Source organism: Nonomuraea sp. NPDC003560 (assembly GCF_042878785.1).
GTDB lineage: Bacteria > Actinomycetota > Actinomycetes > Streptosporangiales > Streptosporangiaceae > Nonomuraea.
The window spans coordinates 646,871-662,543 of record NZ_JBIAOF010000002.1 but is presented as its reverse complement, the minus strand read 5'-3'; the positions used below and the strand labels follow the sequence as shown (position 1 = coordinate 662,543).

Below are 15,673 nucleotides of genomic sequence, written 5' to 3'. Positions count from 1 at the left end.
CCGAGCGTGCGGTCGCTCCCCGGAAGGGGAACGGCCGCACGTTCGCGTAGGGCGGAAGGTTCGGGACCCGCGAGGAGGGGCGAGGAGGTCAGCGCTCGTCGTGACGACGGCGCCAGCGCTCCTCCATGCGCTCCATGAAGGTGCCCCGGTTGGCGCGCCGGGGCTGCCTGCCCGTGGCGCCGGCGCCCGGGGCCGGCGGCGAGTCACCGAACCCGTTCATGCGCTTCCAGCTGGACAGACCCCACAGACACGCGGCGAGCATGACCACGAAACCGCCGACGCCGAGCGGGATCTGACTCATGACCACGCCGACCATCATGATCACGACGCCGAGCGCAAAGCCGATGGAGGCTTTGATCAGGCGACGCTTGTAATGGCTGCGCGGGTCACTGATCCTCACGGTGTTGGCCCACTTCGGGTCCTCGGCGTAGAGGGCCTGCTCGATCTGGTCGAGCAAGCGCTGCTCGTGCTCAGAGAGCGGCACGGCGCCTCCCAAGGACAGCCCCAGGACGGGGAAGACGGCAACGGACGACACGGGGTGTCCGAACCTCGCGGTCGGTTATCCCCAGAATACGAGGCTGTAGACGTAGGCGAAAGCAAACGTCCAACGCAGACCAAACCGGAGGTGACGTCATGGCTCCATTGTGGACCATCTCGCACCCCTTCCCCCAAAATCGCGACATCCTTCTCCTACCCGACTGACCGATCGAGTAGGACATGGGCGTCATGTCTCTATTTCATCAAGCTTGCCACGTACCAGCGACGCTGGGAGCACCGCATCGGGGCCAAATCTCCGGATCGCCTTGTCCATCGCCTGTTCGGCCTCGCGCCAGCCGGTCTCGCGCTCGCCCAGACCGAGCTGATGGGTGGCCTCGCCGGCCGGGCGCAGGTTCTCCATCCGCACCCCGACCAGGCGCAGGCGCACCCGCTGAAGACCGGCGGCCTCGAACAGCTCGCAGGCGGTGGCGTAGATCACCTGGGCCACGTCGGTCGGCTCCCGCAGGGTGCGCGACCGGGTGATCGTGGTGAAATCGGCCCGGCGCAGCTTCACACTTACAGTTCTGCCCACGTGTCCGCCCTTACGCATCCGGGCCGCCACGCGCTCGGCCAGGCGCAGCAGCTCGCGCCGGATCACCTCGGGATCGTCGACGTCAGCCGCGAAGGTCTCCTCGTTGCCGATGCTCTTGTCGGGCACGTGCGCGGTCACCGGACGCTCGTCGCGCCCCCAGGCCAGCGTCGCCAGGTGGCCGCCGACGGCCTGCCCGAGCTCGCGCTGGAGCGTGCCCAGCGGCACCCTGGCCAGGTCGCCGACGGTGCGGATGCCGAGCCGGACGAGGGACTGCTCGGTGCGCTCCCCCACCCCCCACAACGCCGCGACCGGCAGCGGGTGGAGGAAGTCGACCACCTGCCCTTCGGGCACCACCAGCAGGCCATCGGGCTTGCACTGCTTGGAGGCCAGCTTTGCCACGAATTTGCTGGAGGCCACCCCCACCGAGCAGGTGATGCCGTAGCGGTCGAGGACCTGCTCCCTGATCATGGCGGCGATCGCCGCGGGCGGGCCGAGCCGCCGCCGGGCGCCGCCGACGTCGAGGAACGCCTCGTCGGAGGCGATCGGCTCGACCAGCGGGGTGATCGAGTGGAAGATCTCCATGACGCCCCGGGAGACCTCGGAGTACTTGCCGTGGCTGGGCGGGATGATCGTGGCCTGCGGGCACAACCGGCGCGCCCTGCTCATCGGCATCGCCGAGTGCACGCCGGACGCCCTGGCCTCGTAGGTGGCGCTGAGCACGACACCGCGCCCGGCCGGCGAGCCGACGATCACCGGGCGGCCCCGCAGCTCCGGCCGTTCCAGCAGCTCGACGCTGGCGAAGAAGGCGTCCATGTCGACGTGGAGAATCGGGCAGCCGCTGTCATCGACCCCGGTCCGCGGCGCGGGGCCGATGCCTGTGATCTGCTTGCGGGACACGCCTGCGAGTCTATCCGAACAGACGTTCCAGACTAGGGGCGGTGGCCGAGGACGTGCACCTGGGTGGCGACGTCCCGCAGCACGGGGTGGACGGCGGCGGCCTGCTCCAGCGCCACGAGCGCGTCGGCCGCGCCGGGCTCGCCGTCGACGAGCCGGCTGGGCACCAGGTCGGCGAAGACCCGCACGCCGTGGACCGCGCCGACGGTGAAGCCGGTGGCGGTCAGCAGCTGCGCCAGGGTCTCGGCGGTGAAACGCCGCGGCGTGGGGTCGCGGTCGCCCCACGTGCCGCGCGGGTCGGCCAGCACGGCCCTGGCCTCGTCGAACTGCCCGGCCAGCGCCCGGTGGATCGCGCTGGCCACGGGGTTGGCGGCCAGCACGCTGACGGCGCCACCTGGGCGCAGCAGCCCGGCGACGGCGGCCAGCGCGCCGGTGGGGTCGTCGACGTACTCCAGGACGCTGTGGCACAGGACCAGGTCGGCGCTGTCGCGGTCGAGCAGGTCGCCGAGGTCGGCGGTGTCGCCCTGCAGGCCGCGCACGCCCACGCCCTTCTCCTTGGCCCGGCGCTCCAGCGCGGCCAGCGAGTCGGGGCTGGGATCGACGACGGTGACGGTGTGGCCGAGCTCGGCCAGCGGCACGGCGAACCCGCCGGTGCCCCCGCCGGCGTCGACGATGTCGAGCGTGGCCCGGCCGACGGCCTCGGCACGCTCGGCCAGCACCGACCGCAACGCGCCCCACACGACGGCGGTGCGCACCGCCGGGGTCTTCGTGGTGACGCCTTCTGCTCGCAACGTCGGCTCGCCTCTCTCTCCTCCGCGGGCGGCCCTCGCCCTGTGCGGACGGGCCCAGCCTACGCCGTACGCGCCGTCGCCCGCAGGCCGGACCCTAACCGTCGAAGGCCGCCGCGATCCTCTTCGGCGCGCGCAGCCGCCAGGCGTCGGTCAGCAGCTCGGCCAGCTCGCCGGCCGCCACGGCCGCCAGGCGCACCAGCACCACGGCGTGCCCGTCGTAGTGGGGTGTGGAGAAGAACGTGCCGGGGACGGCGGGAAAGGGCGCGTCGCGGCTGGTGACGCGCCACTTCCCCGGACCGGCTCACGGCCCCGCGGCCAGGCCGGGGACCGCACCGGAAGGCCGCGCGCCGGCGCGCCTCCCGCCGCCTCTTCCCGAGCCGTACGGACCGTCTGAGTGGAACGTACTCCGAAACGGCCTTCGCGGCCTTTGTCTAAAGGGTGAGGCTTGGCTTGAGTTGCTTGAACCGGGCCAGCAGGCCGTTGATGAACTGCGGCGACTCGTCGGTCGACAGCTCGCCCGCCAGGTGCACCCACTCGCTGATGACCACGCCCTCCGGCACGCCGGGCATCCACAGCAGCTCGTACGTGCCGCCGCGCAGCAGGTTGCGGTCGACCGCGGGCATGCGGTCGAGTGTCCAGCCCTCGGAGTAGGTGGTGATCAGCTCGTCGATGCGGGCATGGTGGCGGGCGACGCCCTCGACGATGGCCGAGGTGTACTCGTTGACCGGCGGCTCCTGCCGCTCGACGCGCTCGGCGAGGATCTTCAGCGGATCCTCCGAGCGCAGCTCGGCCTCGAAGAGGATGTCAAGGGCGCGCCTGCGTGCTTTGCCGCGTGCAGACACCTCAGGCCCGGCCGAGGTATTCGCCGCTGCGGGTGTCGACCTTGACCTTCTCGCCGGTGGTGATGAACAGCGGCACCTTGATCTCGGCGCCGGTCTCCAGCGTGGCCGGCTTGGTGCCGCCGGTGGAGCGGTCGCCCTGCAGGCCGGGCTCGGTGTTGGAGATCAGCAGCTCGACGGCGGCGGGCAGGTCGACGTAGAGCGCCGAGCCCTCGTTGAACGCGATCGTGGCGAGGGTGTTCTCCAGCATGTAGTTGGCGGCGGTGCCGACGGTGCGGGCGGGCACGTTGACCATGTCGTAGGTCTCGGTGTCCATGAAGACGAAGTCGTCGCCGTCCTTGTAGGAGTACTGCATCTCGCGCTTGTCGACGTTGGCCACGTCGACCTTCACGCCGGCGTTGAAGGTCTTGTCGACGACCTTGCCGGAGAGGACGTTCTTGAGCTTGGTGCGCACGAACGCGCCGCCCTTGCCCGGCTTGACGTGCTGGAACTCGACAACGCTCCAGAGCTCACCGCCCTCGAGCTTCAGCACCATGCCGTTCTTGAGGTCGTTGGTCGTCGCCACTCGTTCTCTCCCGCGTGTGGCCGCTCTAAAGGACGAGCAGCTCCTTGGTGGTCTTGGTGAAAAGTTCCGGCCCGCCCTCACGGGTCACGAGGGTGTCCTCGATGCGAACCCCGCCCCGCTCGGGGAGGTAGATCCCAGGCTCGACGGTGATCGGAACTCGATCCTCTAGTCTACCGGTCCTGGAGGGGCCCAGGAACGGGTCCTCGTGGATCTCCAGGCCGACGCCGTGGCCCAGGCCGTGCCGGAAGTGCTCGCCGTGGCCCGCCGCCTCGATCAGACCGCGGGCGGCGGCGTCGACGTCCTTGGCCCGGGCTCCCGGGGTCAGGGCGTGCCGGCCGGCCCGCTGGGCGCGCCTGACCAGGTCGTACAGGTCGCGCTGCCAGGCGGCGGGCGCGCCCAGGCAGACCGTCCTGGTCATGTCGGCGTGGTAGCCGTGGTAGCGGGCGCCGAAGTCCATCGTGACCAGGTCGCCGGCGCGCAGCTCGCGGTCGGTGGGGGCGTGGTGCGGGATCGCGCCGTTCTCGCCGGCGGCGACGATCGTGTCGAACGCCGGCTTGTCGGCGCCCAGCTCGGTCATGCGGTTGTCGAGGAGACGGGCCAGGGCGCGCTCGGTGAGGCCCGGCGCGATCAGCGGGAGCACGTCGGCGAAGGCCTGGTCGGTCAGGGCGCAGGCGGTGCGGATGAGCTCCAGCTCCGCCTCGTCCTTGACCGCGCGCAGCTCCTCGACCAGCGGGCCGAGCGGCACCAGGCCCTGGCTCTCGCTGTCGCCTCCGCTCTCTGCCAGGCCCGCCTCCAGGCGGCGGAAGGTCGCCACGGTCATGGCGGCGGCCTCGATGCCCACGCCCGGCGCGGCCAGCCGGCCGGCCACGTCGGGCGCCTCGACCGCGGGCACGTCCAGGGCGCGGGTCTTGTCGATGTAGCGGTTGTCGGTCGCCAGCAGCGCCGAGCCGTCCGCCCTGACCAGGACGGCCGCGTTCGAGCTGACCAGCCCGGTGAGGTAGCGGACGTTGACGGGGGAGGTGACGAGGAGCGCGTGGACCTCGTGGGCGGGCAGCGCGGCGGCCAGGCGTGCCCGGCGCGCCGCGTGGTCGATGGTCATCCCGCCAATGTACGCGCGCCCAGACCCCTCCCCCACCCGGTCAGGAGAGGGGGAAACCACGGGCCTCCCGCCCCCCATCACGGTCAGGAGACGGCGAAGTCGTCCAGGAAGGAGGCGAGCGGGCCCGACAGGGGGACCTCGCCCTTCACCTGGGCGTTGCGCAGGTCCCGGTAGACGTCGGCGATCTGGCCGCGGGCGGGCTCGAAACGGCCGTCCTGGAGCTTCTTGGCGGCCTTCCTGAGCTTGTCGTGGACCTTCTCGGCGACATGGGGGTCGATGTCGCCGATGTCCTCCTGGGCCGTCACCGCCTCGTCGAACTTCACCAGCCAGTGGTCCCAGCCGCCCGCCGGGGTCTGCCCGGAGCCCAGGGTCGCCTTGGGGCCGACGGTCTGGACCAGGCTGGTGGCGGTGTCGCCCGGGGTGAGGTCGGTGGGGCTGGCTCGGGGCGGCTCGGAGGTCGGGCGGGTGGGCGGCGCGGCCTCCGGCGTCAGGACGGGCGTGGGGGGCGTGCTCGCGCTCGGCTCGGCCACCGGGGTCTCCTCGCGCGAGCCCGCCCACATCACCATGGCGACGGCCACCACGGCGATGACCGCGACGGCGATCCCCATCTGGATCAGCAGCTTGTTCCCGGTACGCGGCGGCGCCGGGTCCAGCTCGGCGGACTCGTAGACGGCGGTGTCACCGGCCCGCGGGACGCCGTTGAAGTCGTAGACCTGGGTGTCGCCCGGCCGGCCCGCCGGGGCACCGGCGGGACTCGGGGCGGTGTTCGGGGCGGTGTTCGGGGCCGCGCCGGGCCGGGCGATGGCGGCCAGGGCCCGGCGGACGGGCTCGCCCCCCGAAGGCCGCCTGGCGGGGTCGGGCGCGAGCATCGCGAGGACGAGCCGGTCCAGCTCGGCCGGGATCTCGGGCCGGATCGCACTGGGCGGGACGACCCCCTGCCCAACACCCCCGGGGGCCTCGGTTCCCGGGGCCGAAGCTCCGGGGGCCTCGGTGCCGGGGGCCTCGGTGCCGGGGGCGGAGGGCGGGGACGGCGGGGTGGCGCGCATGCCGGTCACCGGCAGGTCGGGGGCGGCGGCGGGCGGGCGGCCGCAGAGGAGCTCGTAGCAGACGGCGCCGAGGGCGTACAGGTCGGCGGCGGCCGTGGCGGGACGGCCGGAGGCCCGCTCAGGGGCCAGGTAGCGGCGCTCGGCCTGGGACGGCTCCTCGTCCGGCAGCCCGAACCCGACGACCTTCAGCACGCCGCTGGCCGCCCGCCGGAAGCTGCCGGAGTCGATCTGCCCGTGGAACACCCCGGCGCGGTGCGCGGTGTCCAGCCCGGCGGCCGCCTGGCCGACCAGGTCGCACACCTCGACGATCGGCATGGGCCCCTCGGCCGCCAGGTCCTCCCCCACGCTGGTCCCGGTGAGGAACTCGGTCACCAGGAAGGGGGCGCCCTCCTGGTCGCCCACGTCGAGGACCATGGCCACATTGGGGTGGATCACCCTGGCCACCGCCTGCGCGTGCTGCTTCAGCGCCTCCCTGGCGGCCTCACCGGCCTCACCGGCCTCGCCCGCGCCCAGGATCTTCACGGCCACGACCCAGTCGGCGCGGGTGTCGTAGGCCCGCCACACCTCACCCATCGGACCGCTGCCGATGAGCTCGTCAAGCCGGTACCGGTCGGCGACCATCGAAGGCGTAGCGTCGGACATATCCCCGCCAAAAACTCGAAAAGTGGGCTATTTCCGACCCACCATAGGGCCCTCCAGCCCCTCCCCGCCCCATGATCCACGGTTCACGCCCCCCGTCACGCCGCGCCGGCCGCCCCTCGACATAACGACTTTCGTTATTTACGATTATCGTTATGCCCATGAAGTGGATCAACCGGCTTGAGGTCCTGTTGAGCATCGGCCTCGTCCTCGGCTGCCTCGGCGCGCTCACCGCCCTGGGGGCCACCGTCCTCATCGCCGCGTTCGGCACGGCCAACGGCATCGGCGTCCCGCTGCACGTCTCCGGCGTGACGCCGCCCGTGACCCCCGTCCCGGGGGTGGAGATCGTCAGCGCCGCGGCCGACGTGACCCTCCGCCCCGTGGGGCCCTCGCCCGCGGCGGCGCTGCTCTATCTCCTGCTGTGGGCGCCGCCCATGGCGACCGGGCTGCTCGCGCTCTACACCGTGGTCCGCGCGTTGCGCAGGGCGCGGTCGGGCGACCGGGCGCTGTTCTCCGCGGTGACGGCCGGGCACCTGCGGCGGCTGGGCTGGATCCTGATCGCCGGTTCGCTCGTGTCGGCCGGGCTCGGCACGGCGGCGCAGGCCATACTGTCCGGCATGCTGCTGACGACCGGTCCGGCGTTCGTCCCTGCGCCGGGCGTGCCGCTCGCGGGCCTCGTGGCCGGCCTGTGCGCGCTCGGGGTCTCGGAGATCGTCCGCCGGGGCGTGGCCCTGCTCGACGAGGTCGAGGCCACGATCTGATGCCCGAAGGCACCATCCGGGTACGCCTGGACGAACTGCTCGCCCAGCGCGGCATGACGCTCACCGAGCTGTCGCACAAGGTCGAGATCACCGTCGTGAACCTGTCGATACTCAAGAACGGCCACGCCAAGGCCATCCGCTTCTCCACACTGACCCGGCTGTGCGAGGCCCTGGGCTGCCAGCCCGGCGATCTGCTCACCTACGACTGAGGGCGGGCGGCCGCACGGCCACCCGCCCTCAGTCGAATTCCGGTCAGGCCGTCGCGGGCTCCGGCGCGCGCGGCGTGCGGGCGGCCGACGCCGGGGCGTCGTCGAGCGGCTGCGGCGGCGCGTTGAAGACCGCCTCGTCCAGACGGCCCTCGGAGCGGGCCACCAGGACCGGGACGACCATCTGGCCGGCCACGTTGGTCGCGGTGCGGATCATGTCGAGGATCGGGTCGATCGCCAGCAGCAGGCCGACGCCTTCGAGCGGCAGGCCCAGCGTGCTCAGCGTGAGCGTCAGCATGACGATCGCGCCGGTCAGACCGGCGGTGGCGGCCGAGCCGACGACGGAGACGAACGCGATCAGCAGGTAGTCCCCCACCCCGAGGTGCACGCCGAACACCTGGGCCACGAAGATCGCGGCGAGCGCCGGGTAGACCGAGGCGCAGCCGTCCATCTTGGTGGTGGCGCCGAAGGGCACCGCGAAGGAGGCGTAGTCACGGTCCACGCCGTTGCGCTCGACGGTGACGCGCTGGGTCAGGGGCAGCGTGCCGACCGAGGAACGGGAGACGAAGGCCAGCTCGATGGCGGGCCAGGCGTTGCGGAAGAACGTGATCGGGTTGACCTTGCCCCAGACCGCGAGCAGCGTCGGGTAGACGGCCAGCAGGACGATGAAGCAGCCGACGTACACGCCGACGCTGAACTTGGCCAGCGGGGCCAGCAGGTCCCAGCCGTACGTGGAGACGGCCTTGCCGATGAGGCCGGCGGTGCCGATCGGGGCCAGGCGGATGACCCACCACAGGGCCTTCTGCACCAGTTCGAGCACCGAACGGCTGAGGTTGAGGAACGGCTCGGCCTTCTCGCCCACCGCCAGGGCCGCCGCGCCGAGGACGACACCCAGGAAGACGATCTGGAGGACGTTCACCTCGGTGAAGGCCGTGACGATGTTGGTGGGCAGGATGCCGGTGACGAAGTCGAGCCAGGTGCCGGCGCCCTCGGTGTCGATGGCCTTGGCCGCGCCGGTGTCCAGGGTGACGCCCTGGCCGGGGTTGATGATCAGGCCGAGCGCGATCGCGAAGGCCACCGAGACGAACGCGGTGATCAGGAACCACAGCAGGGTCTTGGAGGCCAGACGGGCGGCGCCGTTGACGTTGCGCAGGTTGGCCACGCTGACCAGCACGGCGGTGAACACCAGCGGCGGCACGGCCAGCTTGAGGAGCTGGACGAAGATCTTGCCGACCTGGGTCAGGGTCTCGGCCAGCCAGGCCACGTCCCAGATCTTGGCGACGAACCCCAGGGCGACGCCGACGGCCAGGCCGAGCAGCAGCTGAAGGGAGAAGGTGAATCTCTTCACGGGAGGAAGGCTCCGGAAGTCAGGCATGCCGCGGCGAAGGGGGGCATGCGGGTGAGGAAGGGGGGAGTCTGGGGGACGCGCAGATCAGCGACAGAGGGATCCGTGCAGACGGCACAGATCCACGTGCAGACGCTCGACGAGCCGCACGATGACCACAGAGAACCTCACGAGGACGTACAACACCATGCGAAACGGGGCATATTCCCGCTCGGCATTGTGACGTGCGTCACACCCCTTCCGGGGCCCGGCCGATCAGGCGGCCAGCTCCTTGACCTTCTCCAGCAGGCGGACGCGCTCCTCGTGGGTACGGCCGAGCGGCGCGACGTTGAGCGTCGTCACCCCCGACTCCTTCAGCGCCGCGATCCGGTCGCGGACGAAGCCCTCGCTGCCGATCAGCGACATGTTCTCCAGCAGCTCGGCGGGCACCAGCGCGGCGGCCTCGTCCTTCTTGCCCTCCAGGTAGAGGTCCTGGATCTGCTCGGCCTCCTTCTCGTAGCCGTAGCGCCGGGCCAGGTCGTTGTAGAAGTTCTTGCCCTTGGCGCCCATGCCGCCGATGTAGAGGGCGGCCATCGCCCGGCCGAAGTCGCGCAGCCCGGCCACGTCGTCGCCGATGGCCAGCGCCGCCTGCGCGATCACGTCGAGCTCGCCCAGCTCGGGGTCGCGCTTCGCCCGGCCAGCGGCCAGCGAGGGGCCCCACACGTCGGCGGCCTTCTCCGGGTAGTAGAAGATCGGCTCCCAGCCCTCGGCCAGCTCGGCGGTCATCTCCACGTTCTTGGGGCCGATGGCGGCGACCACGATCGGGATGCGCGGGCGCACCGGGTGGTTGATGATCTTCAGCGGCTTGCCCAGGCCGGTGCCCTCCCCGGCGGGCAGCGGCACCTGGTAGTTGCGGCCGGCGTGCTCCAGCCGCTCGCGCCGCCACACCTTGCGGCAGATCTCGATGACCTCCCGGGTGCGCCCGATCGGCGCGGTGTACGGCACCCCGTGGAAGCCCTCGATGACCTGCGGTCCCGACGTGCCGATGCCCAGCGTGAAGCGCCCGTCGGAGACGAAGTCCATGCCCGCGGCGGTCATGGCCAGCAACGTCGGCGTGCGGGAGTAGATCGGCAGGATGCCCGAGGCGATCTGCACCCGCTCGGTCTTGGCCGCGATGTACCCCATCTGGCTGACGGCGTCGAAGCTGTACGCCTCGGCCACGAAGACGATGTCGAGGCCCGCCTTCTCGTAGTCGGCCAGCTCGGCGACCGTCTCCTTGAAACCGCCCGAGTAGTTGAGTGCCATACCGATGCGCATGCCGGGCTCCCGATGAACCGAATGTTGTTCCGTTGCGACGTCAACAGGTTAGCGTGTCGGCGTGTCGCGCGGCGAAGCACTAGCCTGGTTCGGGTGCTGAGCCGGGTCGTCGTCGTCGCCTCCGCAGTGGTCGCCCTGGCCCTGGCGGGTCATTCGCTGATCCCGTCGCTCGGCGGCTTCACGCCGGTCCTGGAGAGCCTGCTCCCCTGGATGGGGGTGGCGGTGCCGCTGCTGCTGCTCCTCGCCCTGCTGGCGCGGTCCAGGGCGGCCGCGCTCGCGGCGCTGGCGCCCGGCCTGGTGTGGGCGGCGATGTTCGGCTCCACGCTGCTGGCCGCGCCGCCCGGCGGCCCCAGCGACCTGGCCGTCGGCACGGTCAACGTCGGCGTGCGCAACAGCGCCTCCGGCGAGGCGGTTAAGGCCATCGCCGAGGGGCTCGACCTGCTGGCCGCCCAGGAGCTGACCCCCGGCGGGCCCGCGGCCAAGCAGCTCAACAAGATGTTCCGCTACCGCTACCCGGTCAGCACGGTCGGCCTGTGGAGCCGCTACCCGATCAGCGAGACCAGCCCGCTCGACGTCGGCATGGGCTGGCCGCGGGCGCTGCGCGCGGTGGTGACCACGCCCAAGGGCAAGGTCACCGTCTACGTCATGCACCTGGCCTCGGCCAGGCCCGGCCACACCGCCTCCCGCGACGCCTCCCTGGCGCACGCCCGCCGGCTCGTCGACGGCGATCCCAGCAAGCGTGTCCTGCTGCTCGGCGACCTCAACACCGCCACCACCGACCGCGGCATGCGCGGCCTGACCCCGCCGCTGACCGACGCCCAGAGCGTGGCCGGCGACGGGTTCGGGTTCACCTGGCCGGCCGAGTTCCCGATCACCCGGCCCGACCACATCCTGTTCAGGGGCATGACGGCGACCAAGGCGGGGGTCGCCCCGGCGACCGGCAGCGACCACCGCGCGGCGATCGCCTCGCTGCGCTTCTAGCGGCCCTCCAGCAGGTCCAGAACGCGTTTCCAGCGGCCTTCCAGCAGCTCCAGGTCCTGCGGCGTGTCGATGTCGGCCGGGTCGCCGTGCTCGTCGCAGGCGACCTCGGTGACCAGCCCGGGATGCGCCTTCATGAACGCCCGCGCCCCCACGTCGCCCACCGCCAGCTCCGCCACCCCGGCGAAGTGCTCGCGCGCGATCAGCACCGGGTTCGCCCGCCGTCCGCCGTAGGTGGCCACCGCCAGCCCGGCCCCCGACGCGGCCAGCGCCCGCACCGCGCCCGCCCGGACGAGGGGCTGGTCCACCAGCGCGACGACCACGGCCGTCGCCTCCGGCGGCAGCGCGGCCAGCCCGGCCCGCAGTGAGGAGCCCATGCCGGTGCGCCAGTCCGGGTTGCGCACGCTGACCGCCCCGCGCACCTGCACGGTCGCCGCGCCCAGCACGACCACCACCGGACGGCAGCCGCCCTCCGCCAGCAGCCGCACCCCGCGGTCGACCAGCCGTTCGCCGCCGAACTCCACGAGCGCCTTGGGCGTGCCCAGCCGGGCGCCCTCCCCCGCGGCGAGCAGCAGCCCGGCGATCACGCCGGCTCCCCGTGGATGCGCCCGCCCGTCTGCGACAGCGGCCGGCCCGAGCCGCCCCACCGGAGCTGGATCAGCTCGGCGGCGATCGACACGGCCGTCTCCTCCGGCGTGCGGGCGCCCAGGTCGAGTCCGATGGGCGATCTCAGCCGGGCCAGCTCGGCCTCGGTGAGCCCCGACTCGCGCAGGCGGGCCAGCCGGTCCTCGTGCGTGCGGCGCGAGCCCATGGCCCCGATGTAGCCCGCCTCGGTCCGCAGCGCCACCTCCAGCAGCGGCACGTCGAACTTGGGGTCGTGGGTCAGCACGCAGATCACCGTGCGCTCGTCCACCCGCACCGAGGCCAGGTAGTCGTGCGGCCACTTGACCACCACCTCGTCGGCCTCGGGGAAGCGCTTGGCGGTGGCGAAGACCGGCCGGGCGTCGCAGACGGTGACGTGGTAGCCGAGGAACTTGCCCACCTTGGCGACGGCCGCGGCGAAGTCGATCGCGCCGAAGACCAGCATGCGCGGCGGCGGCGCGAACGACTGGACGAACACCGACAGGTCGTCCAGCCGCCGCTCGCCGTGCCCGCCGTAGTGCCGGATGCCGGTCAGGCCCTGGGCGAGCATGCCGCGGGCGTCGTCGTCCACGGCCTCGTCGAGGCGGTCGAGGCCCAGGGTGCCCGACGAGCGGCCGGGCCAGACGATCCGGCGGGCGCCGATCGGGCCGGGGCCGGCGACGATGGTGGCGACCGCGACCGGCTGGTGCGCCTCGACCGAGGCGAAGATCTCGCCCAGCTCCGGGAAGGTCTCGATGGAGACCGGCTCGACCAGGATGTCGATGATGCCGCCGCAGGTCAGCCCGACGGCGAAGGCGTCGTCGTCGCTGACGCCGTACCGCTGCAGGACGGGCGCGTCGGCCTCGGAGGCCAGCTCGAAGACCGCCCCCTCGACGCACCCGCCCGAGACGCTGCCCACCACCTCGTCGCCGCGCACCGCCATCGCCGCGCCCGGCGGGCGTGGCGCGCTGCTGAACGTGCTCACCACGGTCGCCAGCCCGAACCTGAGCCCCGACCTCCACCACCGCATGATCTCCGGGAGCACGTCACGCATGGGCGAGCCTTTCGCTGAGTTCCTCGTAGGCGGCCAGGCTGTGCCCGGCCACCAGATCGTCCAGATGCGGCAGGGCGGCCCGCATGCCCCCGGTCAGCGGCTGGTAATCCTCATATCCCTTGTGCGGATTGACCCAGATGAGCCGGTACGCCTGCCGGGCCAGCCTGGCGAGCTGGGCGCCCAGGAGCGCGGGGTCGCCGCGTTCCCAGCCGTCGGAGGCGATGACCACGATCGCCCCCCGGGCGCTGTGCCGGGTCAGGTACTCCTTGAACTCCTCTCCGAGCCGGGTCCCGCCGCTCCAGTCGGGGATGGCCGCCGAGGCCGCGTTCAGCGCCGTGCCGGGGTCGCGGTGGCGCAGCTCGGCGGTGACCTCGGTGAGCCGGGTGCCGACGGAGTAGACCCTCGTGGCCCGCGGCTCGCTCCTGACCAGCGCGTGGGCGAAGCGCAGCAGGGTCTCGGCGTAGGGGGCCATCGACCCGCTGACGTCCACGAACAGCACCACCTGCCGGGGCCTGGTCGTGTGCCGGCGGCGGCGGAGCCGGGCCACCTCGCCGTTGCGCAGCGCCTCGCGCACGGTGCGGCGCTGGTCCAGCCCGCCCCGGTGGGCCCGCTCGAAACGGCGGGAGCGGCGCGCGGCCCGGCCGCGGCCGAGCAGGGCCAGCATGCGGTGCACCTCGGCGCGTTCGGCCTCGGTGAGCCGGGCGACGTCCCGGTGCCGCAGCACCTCGGCGCGGCTGGCCGTGGCCGGGGCGGCGGCGTCCTCGCCCGCGCCCGCCTCCTCGCCGTCGCCGGCCGCCAGGTGCCGGGTGACGCTGGTCGTCGCGGTACGGGCCGCCGCCGCCCGCCGTCCGCCGAACCAGGCGGCGAAGCAGCGGTCGTAGCGGGGCAGGTCGTCGGGCGTGGCGCACAGGGTGAGCCGGCCGGCCCAGTAGAACGCCTCCCGGTCCCCGGCGTCGAGGTGGCCGAGGGCCTGCAGCAGGCTCCGCGTCCGCTCGTGGTCGGCGTCCACGCCCGCCGCGCGCAACGTCCTGACGAAGCCCGTCACGGTCCGGACCAGCTCATCCACCGGACAGCAGCCCGTCGCCCAGGACGGCGGCGACGTCCTCGCGGTACTTCAGCGCGGCGCCCAGGGTGGCCGCGGCCAGGTCGGGGTCGAGTTCCCTGGCCCCGAGCGTCAGCAGCGCCTCGGTCCAGTCGAGGGTCTCGGCCACGCCCGGCGGCTTGACCAAATCGGCCCGGCGCAGCCGCTCGGCCGCCCGCGCCACCTGCAGGGCCAGCTCCTCGGTGCAGCCGGGCAGGCGGCGCAGCAGGATCGCGACCTCGCGGTCGAAGCTCGGGTGCTCCAGCCAGTGGTAGAGGCAGCGCCGCTTGAGCGCGTCGTGCACCTCGCGGGTGCGGTTGGAGGTCACCACGACGACCGGCGGCGTCGCGGCCCTGATCGTGCCCAGCTCGGGGATGGAGACGGTGAAGTCGGAGAGCACTTCGAGCAGGAACGCCTCGAACTCGTCGTCGGCCCGGTCGATCTCGTCCACCAGCAGCACGCTCGGCTGGGTCTCCACGGCCTTCAGCAGGGGGCGGGCGATCAGGAAGCGCCGGTCGTAGATCTCCCCCTCCAGCCGGGCGGCGTCGGTGATCCCGGCGGCCTCGGCGGCCTTGAGGTGGAGGAGCTGGCGGGCGAAGTCCCAGTCGTACAGGGCCTGGGACGCGTCGAGGCCCTCGTAGCACTGCAGCCGGATCAGCGGGGCCTTGAGCAGCCTCGCGAGGGTCTTGGCCAGCTCGGTCTTGCCGACGCCCGCCTCCCCCTCCAGGAACAGCGGCCGCCCCATCCGCAGCGCCAGGAAGGCGGCCGTGGCCAGCCCCCGGTCGGCCAGGTAGTCGTGCCGGTCGAGCAGCTCGATGAGCTTGTCCGGCGACTCGATGTCCATTGCCCTGATTGTCCGCCGCAGCACGCCTTCAGGCTACGTCGCGACCCCCGCCCTGCGATATCGGCTCGCCCTCATCATCGCGTTTCAGTCGCCGGACTCGGACGCCTCGCCGCGCTCGCGGATCAGCGCGGCCAGCTCGGCCGTGGCCCGGCGGGCGCGGGCCTTCTCCGAGCCCTGGATGCCCATGGCGCCGATCGTCCGGCCGTCGGAGAAGTCGATCTTCGGCCACGGGTCGCCCACCAGGAGGGTCACGTCGATGACCTCGGGCCAGGTGTAGCGGTGGATGCGCAGGGCGTTGACGACGGTCAGGCCCTGCTCGTCGGCCTCCACCCGGACCCGGCCCAGCAGGTGGAGCACGTACGCCACCGCCAGGCCGAAGCCCACGATCGCCACCCGGTCGGGCAGCTTGAACGGGTCGGCGATGAAGATCGCCATGAGGACCGCCCCCGCCACCACCACCAGGGCGAAGGCGTAGGGCACGATCCGGCCCCGGCGGGGACGCCAGGTCACGGGCAGGGGCGGCGGGGTCACGGGCTCGGGCACGA

17 protein-coding genes are annotated in these 15,673 nt (G+C 72.6%); 3 read left to right on the top strand and 14 right to left on the bottom strand.

Going from position 1 to position 15,673, the window contains the following annotated elements:
• Window positions 1-88 precede the first annotated feature (88 nt).
• The 7 genes from ACFYUV_RS08450 to ACFYUV_RS08420 all read right to left on the bottom strand — a co-directional run bounded on the left by ACFYUV_RS08450 (window position 89) and on the right by ACFYUV_RS08420 (window position 6,945).
• Complete coding sequence (locus ACFYUV_RS08450) at window positions 89-484, bottom strand: DUF3040 domain-containing protein (protein ID WP_364331446.1); 396 nt, start codon at window positions 482-484, stop codon at window positions 89-91.
• A gap of 240 nt (window positions 485-724) precedes the next feature.
• Window positions 725-1,966 carry a DNA polymerase IV gene (dinB, locus tag ACFYUV_RS08445; protein ID WP_358293953.1) on the bottom strand — a complete coding sequence of 414 codons (1,242 nt, stop codon included), beginning with the start codon at window positions 1,964-1,966 and terminating at the stop codon, window positions 725-727.
• Window positions 1,967-1,998: 32 nt separating this feature from the next.
• Window positions 1,999-2,754 (bottom strand): methyltransferase domain-containing protein, encoded by a 756-nt coding sequence (locus ACFYUV_RS08440; protein WP_364331452.1) that lies wholly within the window; start codon window positions 2,752-2,754, stop codon window positions 1,999-2,001.
• 431 nt (window positions 2,755-3,185) lie between these two features.
• Window positions 3,186-3,596, bottom strand: coding sequence for a transcription antitermination factor NusB (gene nusB / locus ACFYUV_RS08435; protein ID WP_387666389.1), 411 nt, complete (start codon window positions 3,594-3,596; stop codon window positions 3,186-3,188).
• Between the two features lies 1 nt (window position 3,597).
• Window positions 3,598-4,158: an elongation factor P gene (gene efp, locus ACFYUV_RS08430; RefSeq protein ID WP_352326968.1), complete on the bottom strand. Its 561-nt coding sequence runs from the start codon at window positions 4,156-4,158 to the stop codon at window positions 3,598-3,600.
• 25 nt (window positions 4,159-4,183) lie between these two features.
• Entirely contained in the window at window positions 4,184-5,257 is a 1,074-nt protein-coding gene (locus tag ACFYUV_RS08425) for a M24 family metallopeptidase (protein ID WP_387666386.1), read from the bottom strand.
• A gap of 83 nt (window positions 5,258-5,340) precedes the next feature.
• On the bottom strand, window positions 5,341-6,945 hold the full coding sequence (locus ACFYUV_RS08420) for a protein kinase (RefSeq protein ID WP_387666383.1): 1,605 nt from the start codon (window positions 6,943-6,945) through the stop codon (window positions 5,341-5,343).
• A 158-nt stretch (window positions 6,946-7,103) separates the two neighbouring features.
• Here ACFYUV_RS08420 and ACFYUV_RS08415 point away from each other — a divergent pair, with 158 nt between their 5' ends.
• Both ACFYUV_RS08415 and ACFYUV_RS08410 read left to right on the top strand, forming a co-directional pair.
• A complete protein-coding gene (locus tag ACFYUV_RS08415; RefSeq protein ID WP_387666380.1) occupies window positions 7,104-7,703 on the top strand; it encodes a DUF2975 domain-containing protein in 600 nt (199 codons plus the stop codon).
• Entirely contained in the window at window positions 7,703-7,912 is a 210-nt protein-coding gene (locus ACFYUV_RS08410; RefSeq protein ID WP_357993401.1) for a helix-turn-helix transcriptional regulator, read from the top strand. The genes ACFYUV_RS08415 and ACFYUV_RS08410 overlap by 1 nt, the downstream gene beginning before the upstream one ends.
• 43 nt (window positions 7,913-7,955) lie before the next feature.
• Here ACFYUV_RS08410 and ACFYUV_RS08405 read toward each other — a convergent pair whose 3' ends face one another.
• Window positions 7,956-9,257 carry a dicarboxylate/amino acid:cation symporter gene (locus tag ACFYUV_RS08405; protein WP_352353158.1) on the bottom strand — a complete coding sequence of 434 codons (1,302 nt, stop codon included), beginning with the start codon at window positions 9,255-9,257 and terminating at the stop codon, window positions 7,956-7,958.
• Between the two features lie 252 nt (window positions 9,258-9,509).
• Window positions 9,510-10,550, bottom strand: a complete 1,041-nt coding sequence (locus ACFYUV_RS08400) for an LLM class F420-dependent oxidoreductase (RefSeq protein ID WP_387666376.1) — start codon at window positions 10,548-10,550, stop codon at window positions 9,510-9,512.
• A gap of 93 nt (window positions 10,551-10,643) precedes the next feature.
• Between ACFYUV_RS08400 and ACFYUV_RS08395 the strand changes: the two genes are divergently transcribed.
• Window positions 10,644-11,531: an endonuclease/exonuclease/phosphatase family protein gene (locus tag ACFYUV_RS08395; RefSeq protein ID WP_387666373.1), complete on the top strand. Its 888-nt coding sequence runs from the start codon at window positions 10,644-10,646 to the stop codon at window positions 11,529-11,531.
• On the opposite strand, the gene ACFYUV_RS08390 is transcribed toward ACFYUV_RS08395, so the two are convergent.
• From ACFYUV_RS08390 to ACFYUV_RS08370, 5 genes are all read right to left on the bottom strand, one after another.
• Window positions 11,528-12,115: an NTP transferase domain-containing protein gene (locus ACFYUV_RS08390; protein ID WP_387666370.1), complete on the bottom strand. Its 588-nt coding sequence runs from the start codon at window positions 12,113-12,115 to the stop codon at window positions 11,528-11,530. The two genes, ACFYUV_RS08395 and ACFYUV_RS08390, sit on opposite strands and share 4 nt — an antisense overlap.
• The gene (locus ACFYUV_RS08385) at window positions 12,112-13,203 is read right to left on the bottom strand and encodes an XdhC/CoxI family protein (protein ID WP_358293969.1); all 1,092 of its coding nucleotides are present in this window, start codon (window positions 13,201-13,203) and stop codon (window positions 12,112-12,114) included. The genes ACFYUV_RS08390 and ACFYUV_RS08385 overlap by 4 nt, the downstream gene beginning before the upstream one ends.
• Window positions 13,196-14,269, bottom strand: coding sequence for a VWA domain-containing protein (locus ACFYUV_RS08380; RefSeq protein ID WP_387666367.1), 1,074 nt, complete (start codon window positions 14,267-14,269; stop codon window positions 13,196-13,198). The genes ACFYUV_RS08385 and ACFYUV_RS08380 overlap by 8 nt, the downstream gene beginning before the upstream one ends.
• On the bottom strand, window positions 14,262-15,128 hold the full coding sequence (locus ACFYUV_RS08375) for an AAA family ATPase (protein WP_387666364.1): 867 nt from the start codon (window positions 15,126-15,128) through the stop codon (window positions 14,262-14,264). Before ACFYUV_RS08375 ends, ACFYUV_RS08380 begins: the two co-directional genes overlap by 8 nt.
• Window positions 15,129-15,212: 84 nt before the next feature.
• On the bottom strand, window positions 15,213-15,671 hold the full coding sequence (locus ACFYUV_RS08370; protein ID WP_358293975.1) for a PH domain-containing protein: 459 nt from the start codon (window positions 15,669-15,671) through the stop codon (window positions 15,213-15,215).
• Between the last annotated feature and the right edge of the window lie 2 nt (window positions 15,672-15,673).